A 16,302-nucleotide genomic window follows, 5' to 3' on the forward strand; every position below is an offset into this window, starting at 1 on the left:
GGCTAATATCCAAATTTTCATATCCAAATTTTCAGGCGAAAAAACGGATACTTTTTTGTTAAATAATTGAGTAAAAAACAGTCTTAAATACATTTTTTATCTTGATTTCTTAGAGGGGGTAAACCGCCATAAATCTTACACAAAGATAGTGATATTATTGGATTGTCAAAATGTCTTTAAACTATTATCCTCATTAAGCGGAAATTTACAGCCCCTGCCTGCCGCAGGGGATTAAATACCGGCTTATCCCACACTACCTTCCAGGCTTATCTGTAGTAGCTTCTGGGCTTCTACCGCAAACTCCATAAGCAGATTTTGCATCACTTCTTTTGCATAGCCGTTGTAGCGATATACTTCGATCACGGTGGAACACGAATTGTAATACAGGCACCATTGCTCATTCCTATCCATCCAAACAGTTCCATTTACGGGTTTGAAAATAACACTCATCTCATCATTGCTATTAACCTGAATTGATAATAGCCCTTTGTTATTTATCTTTTTCATATCGCCTTCTCTAATTCAGATTTAACTAGTCCGCTATTGTTTCTCTCAAATTCAAGTAATTCATTTATCTTATTGTCCGCGTTAGGAAACTGATACTTATTTCCGATACGGCTTTCCAGCAGTTTCATATCCTCATCCATTTTCATATTGGTTACTTCCGCGTAAATCTGGATGGTCTTTATGCTTCTATGCCCCATCGTCCGGCTTATCGTTTCTATCGGTACGCCATTCGACAGGCAAATAGTCGTAGCCCACGAATGCCGCAAGCAATGCGTGCTGAGCCGTTTTTTTATTCCACACAGATTTGCTATTTCTTTCAGATATTCATTCATCTTTTGATTGGTATGAATCGGCAAAAGTTTTCCCTCCAGATGCTTATACTTATCGAGGATCATTTCAGGTACTTCCAACAATGATATATTTGCCTGGATAGATGATTTTTGTCGATAGAGACGAATCCATTTCTGCCCGAATTCATCCTCCTGAATATTATCTTCTGTAAGATTAGCAGCATCTATGTATGCGACTCCTGTGAAACATTGGAAGAGAAAAACGTCACGCACTTCTTCCAGTCTTTTTGCTCCAAACTTTTGACTTATGAGTTTCTTTATTTCTGACTCCAGGAGATATTCCTTATCGACAGGTTTGTATCCGAGCCTATAATCAACAAATGGGTCAGTTGTAATATACCTGTTCTTGAATGCTTCGCCTAGTATCTGTTTCAGGTATCGCAGATGTTTTACTGTTGAATTATGTCCACAGTCACATTTGGAACGAAGATATGTTTCATAGTCAAGTACAAACTGAAAGTTTACATCCCTGACTGGTATATCTTTCTTCTTATATTGATATTCCAGGTAATCTTCTATACGCTTCTTTGTTGCTGTATATTTGGATAGGGTAGTATCACGGATAACTTTTCCGACAAGATTTCGTTTCTGTTCTACTTTTTTGTCGTACAACATGATTAAGGTATATTGTTGTATCTCTATACCCAAATATGAATCACGTAGTTTTTCGGGAGTTACATAACCATCACGGTCATATAAATTGTCGTAGTGCATCTTTAAGTTTGCACGGATCTTGTCTAGCATATCATTTGCATCTTTAGCATCTTTGCTTCTCCCTATTACTCGCCCGATAGGATTCCATAAAGTAGGATCAACAGTAACCTTTGAGTTAAACTCTACAAAGTCTCCGCCTACTGTGACGCGAGCCATAATAGTAGCTGAACCATCTTTATTAAGTCTGGTTTTTCTAACTAAAAATAAAACACGGAAAGTTGTTTTCATTTCTTTTCTCTTTTAATTCGACAAATTTATTACTCGAAATCAAGAGATTAAGAACCTTGAAAGTGGTCAAAAAATGTCATATTAAGACAATGTAAATCATCAAGTTATCCCGTAAATCGTGTGCAGAATTTTGAGGTCTGTTTTGTACACGATTTGTACACGGATAGGTTGTCTCAATATGTCAATTTTTGTCTTGTTTTGTCAATCGTGGAAATAAAAAAAGTCTGACTATCTACTGATAATCAGACTCTTTGTCTTTTGTTGACTTTGCTTGTCTTTCGACATTTCCACCTTTCGGTGGGCGTTGACGGATTTTACTTGTCCTATCTAACCCGTATGCTGTCAGCGATTTAACTATCGAAGATTTATTTTACTCACTCGTTACTCACTCCGTTTTTAGAGAACTTTTCCTCTATAAGTGATGAGACAAAGGTAGAAATAAATTTGTGGATTTCCTAATATTTATTTTGTTTTCATGAATATTGATATGTATTTATGTGTATCTTTGTACGGATAATAAAATAGGATAGGAGAGCATGATCAAATATATTGTAGAATTTCATAAACTCAAAATATTCCATAAAAAAGATATTGTTGCGTTGACCGATAATGAAAATGCAGCAAAAGAACTTTTGCGAAGGTATAAACAACAAGGATTGATATCACAAGTAAGGCGAGACCTCTATGTTGCTACGGATTTAGTTACAAAAACCAGTTCTGCTTCAAAGTACGAAATAGCCAGTCAAATCAATTCTTCTTCTTATCTATCCTATCATGCTGCACTGGAATATCATGGTCTGGCTCATCAGATATTTTACGAAATGCAGGTTTCATCCAAAGAGAGGTTTAATAACTTTGAGTATGATGGGATTAGTTATATTTATTCGGAATCAAAGTCAGATGCCGGAGTTGTTATTCCTCCAGCCGATACACTAATCAGAGTAACCGATTTGGAACGTACTGTTTTAGATTGTATCAATCAGATAGACCGAAGTGGTGGGCTGGAAGAAATGATAGAATGCTTTGCCCTTATCACCTATATCAATGAGAGTAAACTGCAAGACTATTTAAAGCTATTCAATAAGCAAGTTCTTTATCAAAAGACAGGATTGATCCTTGGCTATTTTCAAAAAGAAATGAAGTTAAGCGATACTTTCTTTGAATTTTGTAAATCCAAGGTTGGGAAAAGCATTCGTTACTTGACAGACAAACAGGAATCCAATGTTTATTTTAGTGAATGGAAGCTTTATGCTCCTAAAAATATTCTTTCATTTTTAGAACAAGGAGGAAATGTAAATGTATAATTATAGTAAAACTGATTTGGAGAGAATGGCTTCCGGTAAAGATTTTATTCGGGATAATCTGGAAAAAGTGTTCCGGCTTTGTGATATCTTGAAACACTTAAATGAAGACCCGTTATTTGCAGAACATTTGGCATTAAAAGGAGGAACTGCAATTAACCTGACAGTTTTTAATCTTCCACGGTTATCGGTTGATATCGACTTGGATTTTACTAAAAAGTGTTCACGGGAGGAAATGATGACAATTCGGGAGAATATCAACCAGGATTTTCTGAACTATATGTTTACGCAAGGATATGCGTTAAGTCCTAATACGAAAAGTCCACATTCACTTGATTCATGGGTGTTTTATTTCCAGAACGCAGGAGGAAATAAAGATAACCTGAAAGTAGAGATAAACTATTCTTTGCGAAACCATATCTTACCAATAGTCGAAAAGAAAGTGAATATAGATTTTCTGCAATTTGACTCTGAAGTAAAAACTCTTTCAACCCTTGAATTATTTGGAAGTAAGATCAAAGCTCTTATTGAGCGAACAGCTCCCCGGGACTTATATGATATTCACAATATGTTGAAATATAATATCATCCATCCTGATGAGATGGACAAACTTCGCAAAATTATATTATTCTATCTTGCTGTAGGAGGAAATGATAAACCTTTATACAGCTATAGTTTTGAAAGTATTGATAACCTGAAATTTGCACAAATCAGAAGTTCTTTACTTCCTGTCCTTAAGAAAAGTGAACGGTTTGACTTTGAATCAGCAAAAGTGGAAGTAAAAGAGTTTCTTATGAAATTGATGATATTTACCGAAGAAGAAAAGTCGTTTATCGAAAACTTCAACAATAATGTTTATCGACCGGAATTATTGTTTGAGAATACTGAAATTATAGAACGAATCAAAAATCACCCAATGGCAATTTGGAAAATGAGGAATAACAAATAAAAGAATTTATATGTCCGAACCTGAATTGTTAAAACGAATTGCAGAACTGGAAGCTCGAAATATTGAGTTACTTGCTGAAAATAACAGATTCCGGGAGATGTTGGGTTTGCCTCAGAATAACTCAACTCCTAAAACTACAGTTCAACTGCCATACTTTTCGGAACAGGATAATAATATAGAGACTATTTCTAAATCCTCAATAGATAAATACAGTAGCCCTGATGAAAAGGTAGAGTTGTTTCAATCCTTATTCAGAGGACGAACCGATGTATATGCCAAACGCTGCTACAGTAAGAAACATGGAAGTGGTTATTATATCCCCGCATGTAAAAACGAATGGGTGATAGGTCTTTGCGACAGAACACGTATAAAATGTAAAGATTGCAAAAATCGGGATTTATTACCCCTGGGAAATCACTTCGGATTTGCAAATATTGTTGTTGATAATGATGTTATTGCGGCATCGGCTGGCGAATATTGGTTAAAATATGAAGGGAAAAATATTTCCGTCATTTCTGTTGGAACGAGTATTAGCGTAGGGTCAATTATAGACGGAAAAGTTTTTCGAGGCTCACATAATTTAAGTGGGCAAATCGCACATCTAAAAAATTCCAATTCTGAATTGACAATTTCACAACTTTGTGGAGGTAAGGGAATTTCTGACAGATTATACAACGAATTGGGATCTCGTATTACAACTAAGGAAGTCATTAAGATGGCACAAAACGACAATTCTGTTGCAAAAAGAATAGTGGTTGATGCCGCAAAAACGATTGCACAAGTTATAATGTTTACTCAGAATATGATAGCACCCGATGCAATAGTATGTAGTGGTAGCCTTTTAGTCTGCAATGATTATTTTTACAATCTTGTTTTATCATATTTAGAATACTATCCCCAATGCTATACATTTAGTGGCATAAATCCACTAAATGTTGTCAAGTCAAATCTTAATCAACGCATTGGTATTTTAGGAAGTGTCGCTTTATGCAAAGCAATAGTAAAATAATCCTCAATATGGACCTTAAATCTTTCAAAAATTATGTCTAAGTATATTGTTCATCAAGGGGGAAACACAATCTCCAGACTATACTCATCACTTGAACTGGGAGCGGATGGAGTAGAGTGCGACTTACACATGACTAAAGATAATATATTAGTAAGCTATGATTTTTATTTTATCGCACATAATAATCAAAAACTTAAAATATCAGAGTTAACATATGCTGAAATTGAAAAAAATAAATACACATAACCCTCCTGTTCTGTTTGAGAATATTCTAAATTTTTGTATTGAAAATGAAATATATTTGATAATTGACGTAAAAAACGGACCCGTTTTTTATGACAAGATAGAAATAGTCCTTACCAATGTGCTAAAAAGGTATAATTATGAGAACATTGTTTATGTAATGTCGTATGACCATATATTTATAAAAAAAATAAAGGCTAATCAAGATTTCAAAGCAAAAGCAGGCATTCTATATTCTGCTAGATTAGTGGATTTATCTCATGTGTTAATGAGTACAAAATCTGATTTCATTCAAACAAATAATTATTATTTATCTAATGATGTAATTCAAGAAGTTCGGCAACATAATTTAGAAATAATCGGTTGGTGCACAACAGACATTGAAGAAATAAAATATAATATTCATCAAGGTATTGAATTTATTACCATTGAACATTGTGATATAAAAAAAATAAAGAGTCTATAGATATTAAAACAAGATTTACTCAAAATGGCCATGTCTATATTTGAGCAGTCCTGCAATGATTATCACCAATGGAATGTAATATTTCGGTTCTCTTCAAAAACCGACTTCACGAAGGCCGCATCCATCGTAATTTCTAAACCCTGTTGTTCCGCTTCTTTCATACTCGAAATGTAAGTATTCGGCAGACTGTGCAAAAACTCAAAACATCACCCATGTTTATCCCTGAATAATTAGGCAATCATCTGTTTTTTTCGTAAATTTATAGATATTCAAATCATCCGAATAATGGATCATATCACAGGTGCAGATCGCAATCAACTCCAGTTTATCTCATTGGAACAAATGGTTTCCGAAGACTCTTGGGCTCGGGTAATTGACTTGTTTGTAGACATATTACCTATGAAAAAGTTGGGGTTTAAGAATACCGGTACAGGAAAGGAAGGACGGCCATCTTACAATCCTTCTATGTTGTTAAAACTTTACTTATACGGTTACAAACACGCTATCAGATCTTCCAGAAAACTTGCGCATTGCTGTACCATAAATGTAGAGTTATGGTGGCTGTTACACGGATTAAAACCTTCTTTTCGCGCAATAGCCTATTTTCGGAAAGAAAATGCTCAAGCATTCAAGGCAACTTTCAGAATGTTTGTACTCATGCTGAAGGAACTGGAATTGATTCAGGGAGAGACGATAGCTATTGATTCATTCAAGATATTTGCTCAAAACAATTTGAAGAATAATTTCAATCAGAAAAAGATAGATCGTCATATTGAGTATATTGACAGTAAAGTGGAAGAATATGAAGCACAGTTGAATGAATCTGATGCAGAAGAACGGAACGTATTGTTAAAAAAGAAGATTGCAGAAAAGTTGTCCAGCCGCAAAAAATATGAACAACTTGCTGAAAAACTGAAGCAAAGCGGCGAAAAACAAATCAGTCTTATTGACCCGGATGCACGAAATCTTCTATCATTCAAAAATATATCGGGAGTAGGCTATAATATTCAGGCTGCGGCCGACGCCAAGTATAAACTTTTGGTACATAACCACATTGGCGAAAGTACCGACAAACGAGAACCGGCCAGGACGGCATTATCTGTACAATCCCTGCTTGGTTTAACGCACCTTAAAACACTAAGTGATGCATACCACCGGCGACCAACTATACATGTGTAAGCAGGCCGGTATTGTCACATACTCTTCTCCTATGCCAAGCACATCGCCTTATATTGACTGTTATCCGTTGTCCCGTTTCATATACCATAAAGAAGGAAATTATTATATATGTCCTTCCGGTGAGAAAATGATTACTCATGCCGGCTGGTCGCACCGCCCTAATTACCGGTCAAGAGTTTATAAAACAAAAGCCGCATAAACTGCTCCCTGCGGGAGAAATGTACTAAGAATAAGATTGGACGGGTAATAGAGCGAAGTGAGTATCAGGATATTATCGATGAGAATAACGGCAGGGTTATACTAAACCATGATTACTATAAGCTTCGCCAACAGATAATAGAACATCCCTTTGGTGTTCTTAAACGTCAATGGGGCTTTACTTATACTTTAATGAAAGGTAGAGTAAATGTATTAAGCGAAGTGAATATAATGATGATAGTATATAACCTAAGGAGATGCCTGTCTGTTTGGGGGATAGAGGGCTTCAGGAACAGGTTGAAAGACTTTGTGGAGCCTTTTTCAAAAATAAGTTGTGTGTTTTGTTTACTTATTCTTATGTTATATCCGTTTGTCACGAAAAAGTGGAAGGAAAAGTTCTTTTTGGAATATGCCAATTATTATACGCTCTAATATAATCCATTTTTTTAGACAGTTTTTGCACAGTCTGCCGAATACTTACATTGTTTATTGTATTTTTCCATCTCTTTTTTAGATAGATTCCGGGCTACCATATATGAACCTATTTGTCAAATATAAACCCGAAGCAGCGAATATAACTCCGATAATAGCTCCAATAATTGTTTTTGTACCATTATCTATATTTTTCATATTAAAAGAATATTAGGTTACATCTCATATTCAATAAAAAATGATTAATGTGAACCGGTACTAAATATTATATTTACTCCGATACCCACTGGGGGTAAAACCCGTATATTGTTTGAACAGCCGGTCAAAATAAGAGATATTGTCTATGGATAAATCCATGGCAATATCAGCTACTGGCATATCCGTAGTTAAGAGCAATAACTGAGCCCTCTCCATCTTTTTCCGGTTTATATATTTTACAGGAGTGCAATTTAAATCTTTCTTAAAAAGACGGGCCAGATGATCCACGGAAATGCAGGCGATACCGGCTAATCGATGCAGGGTTATATCCGTGTCCATATTTTCATGAATGTGTTGCATGCATTTATTTATCCGCCAGTCTTTATATATTGTCTTCAGAACGGCAAACTCCAGAAACCGTGAAACAAGCCGGCATAATATACCCTGAGTTTCCAGAAATGAATGCAGGGGCAATAAATTATTATCTGATATATACCGGAAAAATGTAGATGTATTGTCGTACATTCCGGGGTCTATTTGCTTCAGATCCCTGTCAGGATTTATATCCAGCAACCTTTTAACGAGTAGCCGATCCAGTGCATCTGCACAGATTTCAACAGGGAAGTCGAGTTTATCGAAAAGAGGTTCTTTGTTATATACCTTTTCATAAAAATGTATATAATAAAGGGAAAACGGACTGTCGCATTCATCGTCATGCAATGTGAAAGGAGGGGTAAGGTAAAGGTTTCCGGGCTTAAGAATATATTTTTGCCCGTTTATATATGTTTTTGCTTCTCCGCTAACCACATAATATATACGGGCAAAGGGACTCCTTATATTTTTCCAGTTCCAGTCCGCATTCAGTTCCGAGAAACCGATATTCAATAAAGTGAAATTTAAGTTATCCGCTAGTTCGTGCATCAGCCTTGTCCCAGTTTTATGTTATGGTTTACAACTGCAAATATACATATTCGCTGGTCTTCATGAAATTATTTCTGTTAATTATTATATCGGTTTTGTACAACAAGCTCGTCGGAATAATGAATATTATTTAAGGAAAATTGATATAGTTTTACAAAGTTTAATTTTGATAAATCTAATAAATCTCACAAAATATGCAAAAGAACCGGATATAGAAGCTTGTTTTGATCCGGTATATGTGAGTTGATAAATAACCTTAATTTAATGAAACAATCCGAACAAAAATATGCCGGAACAAAACGATTATTTCTCTCTGAAAATTTGGAGGTTAATTCCCTTTTATTAGAGAGAGAGAGAGAGAGAGAGAGAGAGAGAGAGAGAGTAAACATCACTACTATATAGCAGAAAACCTCTGCCTGTCAACGAATGATAGGCAGAGGTTTTCGTTGATATGGGCTCTATACCTGCCATAATGAACTTGTAAGGATAAGCAATCTATCCCTTAGCATTCAAAACTTTAAGTATTTAAGCTGTAAAACAGCATATATTAACTAAATTAATTAACTATGAAAAAATCTAAGAAGCATGACAGATGCCTTTTCCGGAAAAGTATGAAAATCGGCCTTGTGTTATTCTCTGTTGGTTTTTGGGCTACGATGTCTGCTGCTCCCGCGGTAACAGGCATGATAAAAACCGGACCGGAATCGGGCAGTCACAACCTGCATAGCGCAGAAAATGTACAACAGCAAAAGAAACTAAGCGGTATCATTAAAGACGCCGACGGGCCCATTCCCGGAGCGGCCATATCCGTCAAAAGTACAACCAATGCTTCGATGTCTGATGAAAATGGGAAATATACGTTATCGAATGTTCCCGATGGAGCAACATTAGTCATTTCCTATGTTGGGTATGTTACCAAAGAAATAAAGTATGCGGGACAATCGACATTGGATATAATACTGGAAACCAACGCGACAGAATTGGACGAAGTGGTCGTTGTCGGCTACGGTACGCAGAAAAAAGTCAATCTGACCGGAGCTGTAGCATCGATTGCAGGCGAACGGCTCGAAAACCGTTCTGTCCCAACATTGACGCAGGCCTTACAAGGTACGGTGGCCAACCTGAACATTTCCACATCCAATGGTGCGCCGGGAACCAAGCAGGAGATTAATATCCGTGGGTATACCGGAATCAAGATCGATGATGATGGCAAAAAATCTAATGTTTCCGGTTCCCCTTTGGTCGTAATCGATGGGATACAAGGCGGAGATATCAGTACAATTAATATGAATGATGTAGAAAGCATCTCGGTACTGAAAGATGCGGCTTCGGCGGCTATTTACGGTTCCAGTGCACCCTTTGGTGTTATTATAGTAACCACCAAAAAAGGCCGCACAGGGAAACCTGTGATTACTTATAACAACAATTTCGGATTTTCACAACCTACGAATCTGCCGCATTATGTAAACTCCCTCGATTTTGCTCAGGCATTCAATGAGGTGGGCAAAAATTCCAATTATACGGCGAAGTTGTTCGACGATGATGTGATACAACGGATAACGGATTATACGGATGGTAAAATCAAAGATGAAACAATAAAACATCCCAGCCAGGATAACTGGTTATCATGGAATGCGGCTAATGCCAACAACGACTGGTTCGATATTTATTTCAAGAAAGCCAGTTTCAGCCAGCAGCATAATATCGGTGTATCCGGAGGATCGGAGACATCAAACTATTACATCGGGTTGGGATATAACCAACAGGATGGATTGTACAACTTTGCTAATGATGTATATAAGCGGTACAATGCCCGGGCTAATGTCTCTTCAAATCTGACTAAATGGTTAACGGCCAGCTTCCGGAGTGCATTCTCCCGTGCTCAGACAGATAATCCGACTATTTACAGTAACATATCGGGCGGCAGTAATTATTCGTACGACTATTTCCATCAAATCGGCCGTACCTACCCTACTGTACCATTAAAGAATCCTGACGGATATTATTCGGAAGGTAGCGGCATCTTGATATTTACCGACGGTGGGCGTCAAAAACAGACTTCAGATAACGCCATATTGACAGGGGAATTTCTTTTCCACCTGTTACCGGGTTGGGATCTTACCGCCAATTATACATATGAAGGGACGTACATTGAAAACAGTAACCACAGGAAAACTTTCTTCATTGTAAAACCAAGCGGGGCAAAAGAAGCTCGTGGCGGTAGTTTCCCTAACTATATCGAACGTAATATGTACAAGAACCAGCATCATACAATCAATGTCTTTTCGTCTTATGAAAAAACATTGGGCGGCCATAATTTTAAAGTGTTGGGCGGATTTACACAGGAGCTATATGAAAAATTAAGACTGAAAGGCTCGAATGATAATTTATATTCCGATGAGATTCCGGCGTTATCCATGACCTACGGTGCAAACCGCAACGCAACCGACGAAGCTTCGGCTCTGGCTATCCGGGGCGTATTCGGACGGATCAATTACAATTATAAGGAAAAATACCTTCTCGAACTGAATGGTAGGTATGACGGCACATCCCGTTTCCTGAAAGATGTACGCTACAAGTTTTATCCTGGTATATCAGCAGCATGGACACTCTCCAGAGAATCATTCTGGGAACCGGTTTTAGATTACGTTAATCATCTTAAGATCAGGGGTTCATATGCAAGTCTTGGCGATCAGAGTTTTACAGACAGTTATTATCCGTTCTATCCTTCATTAGGAGCAAATGATCCCACAAGTACAAACTGGATTTTCAGCGGAGGAAGAGAATCGGCCATCAACCAGCCGGGGTTGGTTAATTACGATCTGACGTGGATAACCAGCAATACGCTTGGGTTTGGCGTCGATATGGCTTTTATGAACAACCGCCTCAACGCCAGTTTCGACTGGTACAGACGTCATGCGAAAGATTTTGCAAGCTTCGGAGAAAAGCTTCCGGCTATCCTGGGAACAAGTGCACCACGAATGAACGATGCGGAAACAGAAACGAAAGGATTTGAAATTTCCCTCGGATGGAGGGATAAAATCGGAGAAGTTTCTTACGGAGCCACCGCCGTATTAAGCGACTATACCGGAAAAGTACTTAAATTCAACAATCCTACCAAACTAATCTCAGACTTGTGGTACGATGGTATGACTATGGGCGAAATCTGGGGATACGAAACCGTAGGCCTGTTTAAAGATCAAGCTGAAATCGAAGGTACAGACCAATCCTATATCAATGCAAACTGGTATCCGGGCGACGTACACTATAAAGACCTCGACGGAAACAATAAAATCAACAGGGGTAATAACACCGTTGACGATCCCGGGGACAGGAAAGTAATAGGTAACAGTACACCACGTTATTCTTTCGGCCTAACCTTGAATGCCGAGTGGAAAGGTTTTGACTGTACACTTTTCCTGCAAGGCGTTGCCAAACGTGACATTATGTTCGATGCCGGTTCAAATTATTTCTGGGGTTTCGTAAACAACGAATGGCAATCATCGTATTTTACAGTACATACAGATCGTTGGACTGAAGAAAATACGGACGGATATTACCCTCGTGCCTATTTTACCACCGATAAGAATAAACAGGCACAAACCCGTTATTTGCAAAATGCCGCTTATCTGCGCCTGAAGAATTTACAGTTAGGGTATACACTGCCTGCAACGATAACAAACAAGATAAAATTCCAAAAAGCAAGATTATTTGTAAACGTTGAAAATATGGCGACTTTTACCAAATTGATGAAAATCGTAGACCCTGAAATAGTCAATGGGAACGCTAAGGTATACCCTTTACAAAGGACGTGGGCATTTGGTGTAAATGTTACATTTTAAAATTAAAGATCATGAAAAAATTTAACTATTATATAGCAATTTCAGTGTTCTTCATACTTGCGGTATCATGTAATGATGAGTTTGTGGACAGGACTCCTCTGGATAAAATCAGTGACACGAACTATTGGAAAACAGTTAATGACCTGAAACTGTATGTCAATAACCTGTATAACCGGAATGACCTGCTGGCCAAAGAAGACGGATGGGGATCCATCGGCCCATACGGTTGGGACGCCGACAATGGCAGCGACACAGAAGTCCGGTTCACTTACAACGAACGGATGAATGGTGAAGGAACGATACCGGACGATAACGGAGGCTGGGGGAACGGTGACTGGGAATCTTTGCGCGATATTAATTATTTCCTGGATCATTATAAAGCCGTAGAAGAACTAACATCATTCGATGCCGTAAAGCAGTATGTAGGGGAGGCGTTATTTTTCCGTTCTATTTTTTATTTTAAAAAGCTATGCCGTTATGGCGACTTGCCATGGGCCTCAACTACAATTACAACATCTTCGGAAATCCTGTATTTGGAGCGTTCGCCGCGCAACGAGGTTGTAACCAATATTCTGGCAGACCTTGATAATGCTATCGACTATCTGCCGGCCCGAGCCGGCGGTGCATGGACAGGACGGATCACCAAAGAGGCGGCAATGGCTTTACAAGCCCGTATTGCCCTCTATGAAGGTACATGGGAAAAATATCATGCGAATGACGCTTTTAAAGCAGCTACGAACGAGAGTAATAAATTCCTTGAGAAAGCAGCAAAAGTATCCGGCGATCTTATAGCGATGTCGGAAGCAAATGGTTATCCCGCACTCGATGGCGTAGGCGCAGAATTCGGTTACCGGGATTTATTCAATCAGGAAGATTATTCCGGAAATAAAGAGGTGCTTCTCTGGCGTAAATATCAGGTAGGAGCTATTAACAGTATCTGGGACCGCTATTCGGCTAACGGATCGGGAAGAGGCGCTACTAAAAATTTGATAGATTCCTATTTGAAATCGGACGGTACGCCTGTTGCCCCAGGCTATGATGACGCTACGTTGCTTAAACTGGCTGAAAACCGTGATCCGCGCTTAACCCAGACTATCCAGATCAACGACAAGAAACATCTCAGGTGGGCAGCAGCTAGCCCTGTTGTTTATTTCATGGCTCCGTCGTTCGACGGTTATGATTCGGAAGAATCCACCCCTACCGGTTACCAGATCTACAAGGGCCATAACTTCCGTTATGCCGAGGCGCGTCCTTCCGGTCAGGGCTTGCAGGCTCTCATCTACTTCCGTTATGGCGAAACGCTGTTGATATATGCCGAAGCTAAAGCCGAACTTGGAACGATTACTCAATCCGATCTGGATAAAAGCATCAACCAATTGCGCGACCGTGTAGGAATGCCGCATTTATCCGTAGGGGTTGCAATCGATCCGAATTTCGAATTTGCGTCCCTCTCTCCGATCATTCAGGCAGTGCGCCGCGAGCGCAAAGTTGAATTGGCTTGCGAAGGTTTCCGTGTAGATGACATCATGCGTTGGGCGGCAGCCGGGGAACTCATTGTCGGTAAAATACCCGTAGGCGCTAAAAAAGCGCAGTGGAACGGCTTCAAATTTGCAGATTATCTGCCGGAAGCGACACCTGATGTTTCCCGTCAGGAAAAATTTGAAGAACGGCTGAGTGCATTGGAAGTAGATGGAGCCGGATATATCAAGATATTCAAAAATGTACTGAATGGAGGAACACAAGGCTTCAAGTTCAATGAGGGCAGGGATTACCTGTATCCGATACCGACCAACCAGTTGACGTTGAATCCAAAACTGGGACAAAATCCGGGCTGGACAAAGTAAATAATCAGATAAATCTATGATTCAACGAATCATATCATATTGCAGGAGGAAAAACCGCATTGTTTTCCTCCTGTTTTTTCAATAGAAATTTTAATACTCAATCAACCGCTTTATTTTACAGGTTTATTATTATAAATTTACGATAGTTTATTATTTATCCATTAAATGTTAAATAATATGATATGCAATAATATAAAATCATTTGTAAGAATAATTTGCTTACTGCTTTTTATCCTTGTTTTTGAAGGATTTTTCACAAAAATATCATCAAAGGAAATTACTCCGATCCAATTTGAATATGTCGATCCTCTTGAAAAAGTATTGGCAGAAGCAAGTTACTTTCGGCCTAAAGAAGCTATAAGTGAAGTTATCAGAGGCGAAAATGCAACCTTGCAGTTTGTAGTTCGTTCGACCGATAACATCACCGATTTGAGAGTTCACGTTTCTACGGCTACAAACGGCGAATCTACTCTTCCTCTTGCTAAAAAAGGCTTTGTAGGATATGTAAAAGTAGGGCGGAGCATCTGGGATTATTCGAGAGACCGTATCGTTTCTTATTCCGGATATTACCCCGATCCTATTCTTGAGCAAGAGTCTATAAATGTGGTATTTGGTAATACGCAACCTATATGGATATCTGTTCCGGTTCCAGAAGATGCAAAACCGGGATTATATAATGGAAAAGTTACAATTACAGGAAAGAACGGAGAAGAATTGTTTTCCATTTCAAAAGATTACTCGGTAAAAGTTTACCCTGTTACGATAGAAGAAACGAGTTTATGGGTTACCAACTGGTTTACATTAGATGCTGATAGATTGAAATGGATGAATGACGGTGTCCCTTTTGAGCCTTTCTCCGATAAATACTGGAGATGTGTTGATAAACTTGCAAAAAAAATGGCAGAATACAAGCAAAATATTGCACTTATCTCCCCATTGCATCTTTCTGAATTTAAATTCGAAAATAACAAATGGGCAATCGACTTCTCTAATTTTGATAAAACGGTCGAATTGTTCATTCGTAAAGGTGTCATCGGTAAAATAGAGGGAGGGCATATTGGCGCCAGAGAAAGCCATTGGATATCCCAGTTTGTCGTATTTGTCCCGAATGGAGAAAAAGACCCTCGAAATAAGTTCGATAAACTGCCCATATCTGATCCTCGTGCGAAAAGGTTTTATACTGATTTTTTCGATGGATTAATGAATCATTTGAAAGAAAAAGGGTGGGAAAAAATTTATATTCAGCATATTGCCGATGAACCTATTGAAGAAAATGCCGAAACATATACTGAAATCAGCCGTTTTGTAAAACAGGCCGCTCCCGGGCTATTGATTATTGAAGCATGCCACAGTAAGAATCTGGACAATATTATTGATATCTGGGTTCCTCAGCTTGATTTTATGAACAAGGATTATTCTTTTTATAATGAGCAAAATAAAAATGGAAAGGAAGCGTGGTTTTATACTTGTTTGGCTCCGAAAGGCGAATATGCCAACAGATTTATTGAGTTACCTTTATTGAAAACAAGATTCATCCACTGGCTTAATTTTAAATATAATATACCCGGTTATCTCCATTGGGGGCTCAATTACTGGTCTGAAGACGGAAATCCTTTTGATGAGCAAACATTGATCAACCACGAAGGGGGAAATATATTACCCGGAGGAGATTCCTGGATAATTTACCCTAAAGACGGAAATCTTCTCAGTTCTATCCGGTTTGACGCGATGAGAGATGGAATTGTAGATTATGAACTGTTCAAAATGCTTGAGAGAAAAGATCCCGAAGCTGCTAAAAGTATAATTGATAAGGTTATTTATGGATTTGATAAATATGATAATAATATAGAACAGTTCAGGAAACACAGAAAACATATGATGGAATTATTATCAAAATAGTGCACTGTGGCGACTACGAGCT

At 38.2% G+C, this 16,302-nt stretch carries 13 protein-coding genes; 10 read left to right on the forward strand and 3 right to left on the reverse strand.

Annotated elements, in window-relative coordinates; all coding sequences use genetic code 11:
* Nucleotides 1-243 precede the first annotated feature (243 nt).
* Both IR083_RS04160 and IR083_RS04165 read right to left on the reverse strand, forming a co-directional pair.
* Entirely contained in the window at nucleotides 244-507 is a 264-nt protein-coding gene (locus IR083_RS04160) for a hypothetical protein (RefSeq protein WP_194223392.1), read from the reverse strand.
* Nucleotides 504-1,799: a site-specific integrase gene (locus tag IR083_RS04165; protein WP_194223368.1), complete on the reverse strand. Its 1,296-nt coding sequence runs from the start codon at nucleotides 1,797-1,799 to the stop codon at nucleotides 504-506. The genes IR083_RS04160 and IR083_RS04165 overlap by 4 nt, the downstream gene beginning before the upstream one ends.
* A gap of 536 nt (nucleotides 1,800-2,335) precedes the next feature.
* On the opposite strand from IR083_RS04165, the gene IR083_RS04170 reads away from it, so the two are divergent.
* The 7 genes from IR083_RS04170 to IR083_RS24590 all read left to right on the forward strand — a co-directional run bounded on the left by IR083_RS04170 (nucleotide 2,336) and on the right by IR083_RS24590 (nucleotide 7,576).
* The gene (locus tag IR083_RS04170; RefSeq protein WP_194223369.1) at nucleotides 2,336-3,103 is read left to right on the forward strand and encodes a transcriptional regulator; all 768 of its coding nucleotides are present in this window, start codon (nucleotides 2,336-2,338) and stop codon (nucleotides 3,101-3,103) included.
* 25 nt (nucleotides 3,104-3,128) lie between these two features.
* Complete coding sequence (locus IR083_RS04175) at nucleotides 3,129-4,049, forward strand: nucleotidyl transferase AbiEii/AbiGii toxin family protein (RefSeq protein ID WP_194223370.1); 921 nt, start codon at nucleotides 3,129-3,131, stop codon at nucleotides 4,047-4,049.
* A gap of 10 nt (nucleotides 4,050-4,059) precedes the next feature.
* Nucleotides 4,060-5,058 carry an ROK family protein gene (locus IR083_RS04180; protein ID WP_194223371.1) on the forward strand — a complete coding sequence of 333 codons (999 nt, stop codon included), beginning with the start codon at nucleotides 4,060-4,062 and terminating at the stop codon, nucleotides 5,056-5,058.
* Nucleotides 5,059-5,091: 33 nt separating this feature from the next.
* Nucleotides 5,092-5,304 (forward strand): glycerophosphodiester phosphodiesterase family protein, encoded by a 213-nt coding sequence (locus tag IR083_RS24985; protein WP_194223372.1) that lies wholly within the window; start codon nucleotides 5,092-5,094, stop codon nucleotides 5,302-5,304.
* Entirely contained in the window at nucleotides 5,273-5,767 is a 495-nt protein-coding gene (locus tag IR083_RS04190) for a glycerophosphodiester phosphodiesterase (protein WP_194223393.1), read from the forward strand. The genes IR083_RS24985 and IR083_RS04190 overlap by 32 nt, the downstream gene beginning before the upstream one ends.
* Nucleotides 5,768-6,052: 285 nt before the next feature.
* Nucleotides 6,053-6,946, forward strand: coding sequence for a transposase (locus IR083_RS24585; protein ID WP_242052360.1), 894 nt, complete (start codon nucleotides 6,053-6,055; stop codon nucleotides 6,944-6,946).
* A gap of 246 nt (nucleotides 6,947-7,192) precedes the next feature.
* Complete coding sequence (locus tag IR083_RS24590; protein ID WP_317174680.1) at nucleotides 7,193-7,576, forward strand: hypothetical protein; 384 nt, start codon at nucleotides 7,193-7,195, stop codon at nucleotides 7,574-7,576.
* A 258-nt stretch (nucleotides 7,577-7,834) separates the two neighbouring features.
* On the opposite strand, the gene IR083_RS04200 is transcribed toward IR083_RS24590, so the two are convergent.
* On the reverse strand, nucleotides 7,835-8,695 hold the full coding sequence (locus IR083_RS04200) for an AraC family transcriptional regulator (protein WP_194223373.1): 861 nt from the start codon (nucleotides 8,693-8,695) through the stop codon (nucleotides 7,835-7,837).
* Nucleotides 8,696-9,261: 566 nt separating this feature from the next.
* Between IR083_RS04200 and IR083_RS04205 the strand changes: the two genes are divergently transcribed.
* From IR083_RS04205 to IR083_RS04215, 3 genes are all read left to right on the forward strand, one after another.
* Complete coding sequence (locus tag IR083_RS04205) at nucleotides 9,262-12,537, forward strand: SusC/RagA family TonB-linked outer membrane protein (protein ID WP_194223374.1); 3,276 nt, start codon at nucleotides 9,262-9,264, stop codon at nucleotides 12,535-12,537.
* Nucleotides 12,538-12,548: 11 nt separating this feature from the next.
* Nucleotides 12,549-14,381, forward strand: coding sequence for a RagB/SusD family nutrient uptake outer membrane protein (locus IR083_RS04210; RefSeq protein ID WP_194223375.1), 1,833 nt, complete (start codon nucleotides 12,549-12,551; stop codon nucleotides 14,379-14,381).
* A 177-nt stretch (nucleotides 14,382-14,558) separates the two neighbouring features.
* On the forward strand, nucleotides 14,559-16,280 hold the full coding sequence (locus tag IR083_RS04215) for a glycoside hydrolase domain-containing protein (protein ID WP_194223376.1): 1,722 nt from the start codon (nucleotides 14,559-14,561) through the stop codon (nucleotides 16,278-16,280).
* Nucleotides 16,281-16,302 lie beyond the last annotated feature (22 nt).

Origin of the sequence: Dysgonomonas sp. GY75, assembly GCF_015234155.1 — a bacterium.
Lineage (GTDB): Bacteria > Bacteroidota > Bacteroidia > Bacteroidales > Dysgonomonadaceae > Dysgonomonas > Dysgonomonas gadei.

What these genes read in the sequence shown, in the direction of transcription:
- IR083_RS04160 (WP_194223392.1), bottom strand. Translation starts at nt 507, where the DNA reads ATGAAAAAGATAAATAACAAAGGGCTATTATCAATTCAGGTTAATAGC.
- IR083_RS04165 (WP_194223368.1), bottom strand. Translation starts at nt 1,799, where the DNA reads ATGAAAACAACTTTCCGTGTTTTATTTTTAGTTAGAAAAACCAGACTT.
- IR083_RS04170 (WP_194223369.1), top strand. Translation starts at nt 2,336, where the DNA reads ATGATCAAATATATTGTAGAATTTCATAAACTCAAAATATTCCATAAA.
- IR083_RS04175 (WP_194223370.1), top strand. Translation starts at nt 3,129, where the DNA reads ATGGCTTCCGGTAAAGATTTTATTCGGGATAATCTGGAAAAAGTGTTC.
- IR083_RS04180 (WP_194223371.1), top strand. Translation starts at nt 4,060, where the DNA reads ATGTCCGAACCTGAATTGTTAAAACGAATTGCAGAACTGGAAGCTCGA.
- IR083_RS24985 (WP_194223372.1), top strand. Translation starts at nt 5,092, where the DNA reads ATGTCTAAGTATATTGTTCATCAAGGGGGAAACACAATCTCCAGACTA.
- IR083_RS04190 (WP_194223393.1), top strand. Translation starts at nt 5,273, where the DNA reads ATGCTGAAATTGAAAAAAATAAATACACATAACCCTCCTGTTCTGTTT.
- IR083_RS24585 (WP_242052360.1), top strand. Translation starts at nt 6,053, where the DNA reads ATGGATCATATCACAGGTGCAGATCGCAATCAACTCCAGTTTATCTCA.
- IR083_RS04200 (WP_194223373.1), bottom strand. Translation starts at nt 8,695, where the DNA reads ATGCACGAACTAGCGGATAACTTAAATTTCACTTTATTGAATATCGGT.
- IR083_RS04205 (WP_194223374.1), top strand. Translation starts at nt 9,262, where the DNA reads ATGAAAAAATCTAAGAAGCATGACAGATGCCTTTTCCGGAAAAGTATG.
- IR083_RS04210 (WP_194223375.1), top strand. Translation starts at nt 12,549, where the DNA reads ATGAAAAAATTTAACTATTATATAGCAATTTCAGTGTTCTTCATACTT.
- IR083_RS04215 (WP_194223376.1), top strand. Translation starts at nt 14,559, where the DNA reads ATGATATGCAATAATATAAAATCATTTGTAAGAATAATTTGCTTACTG.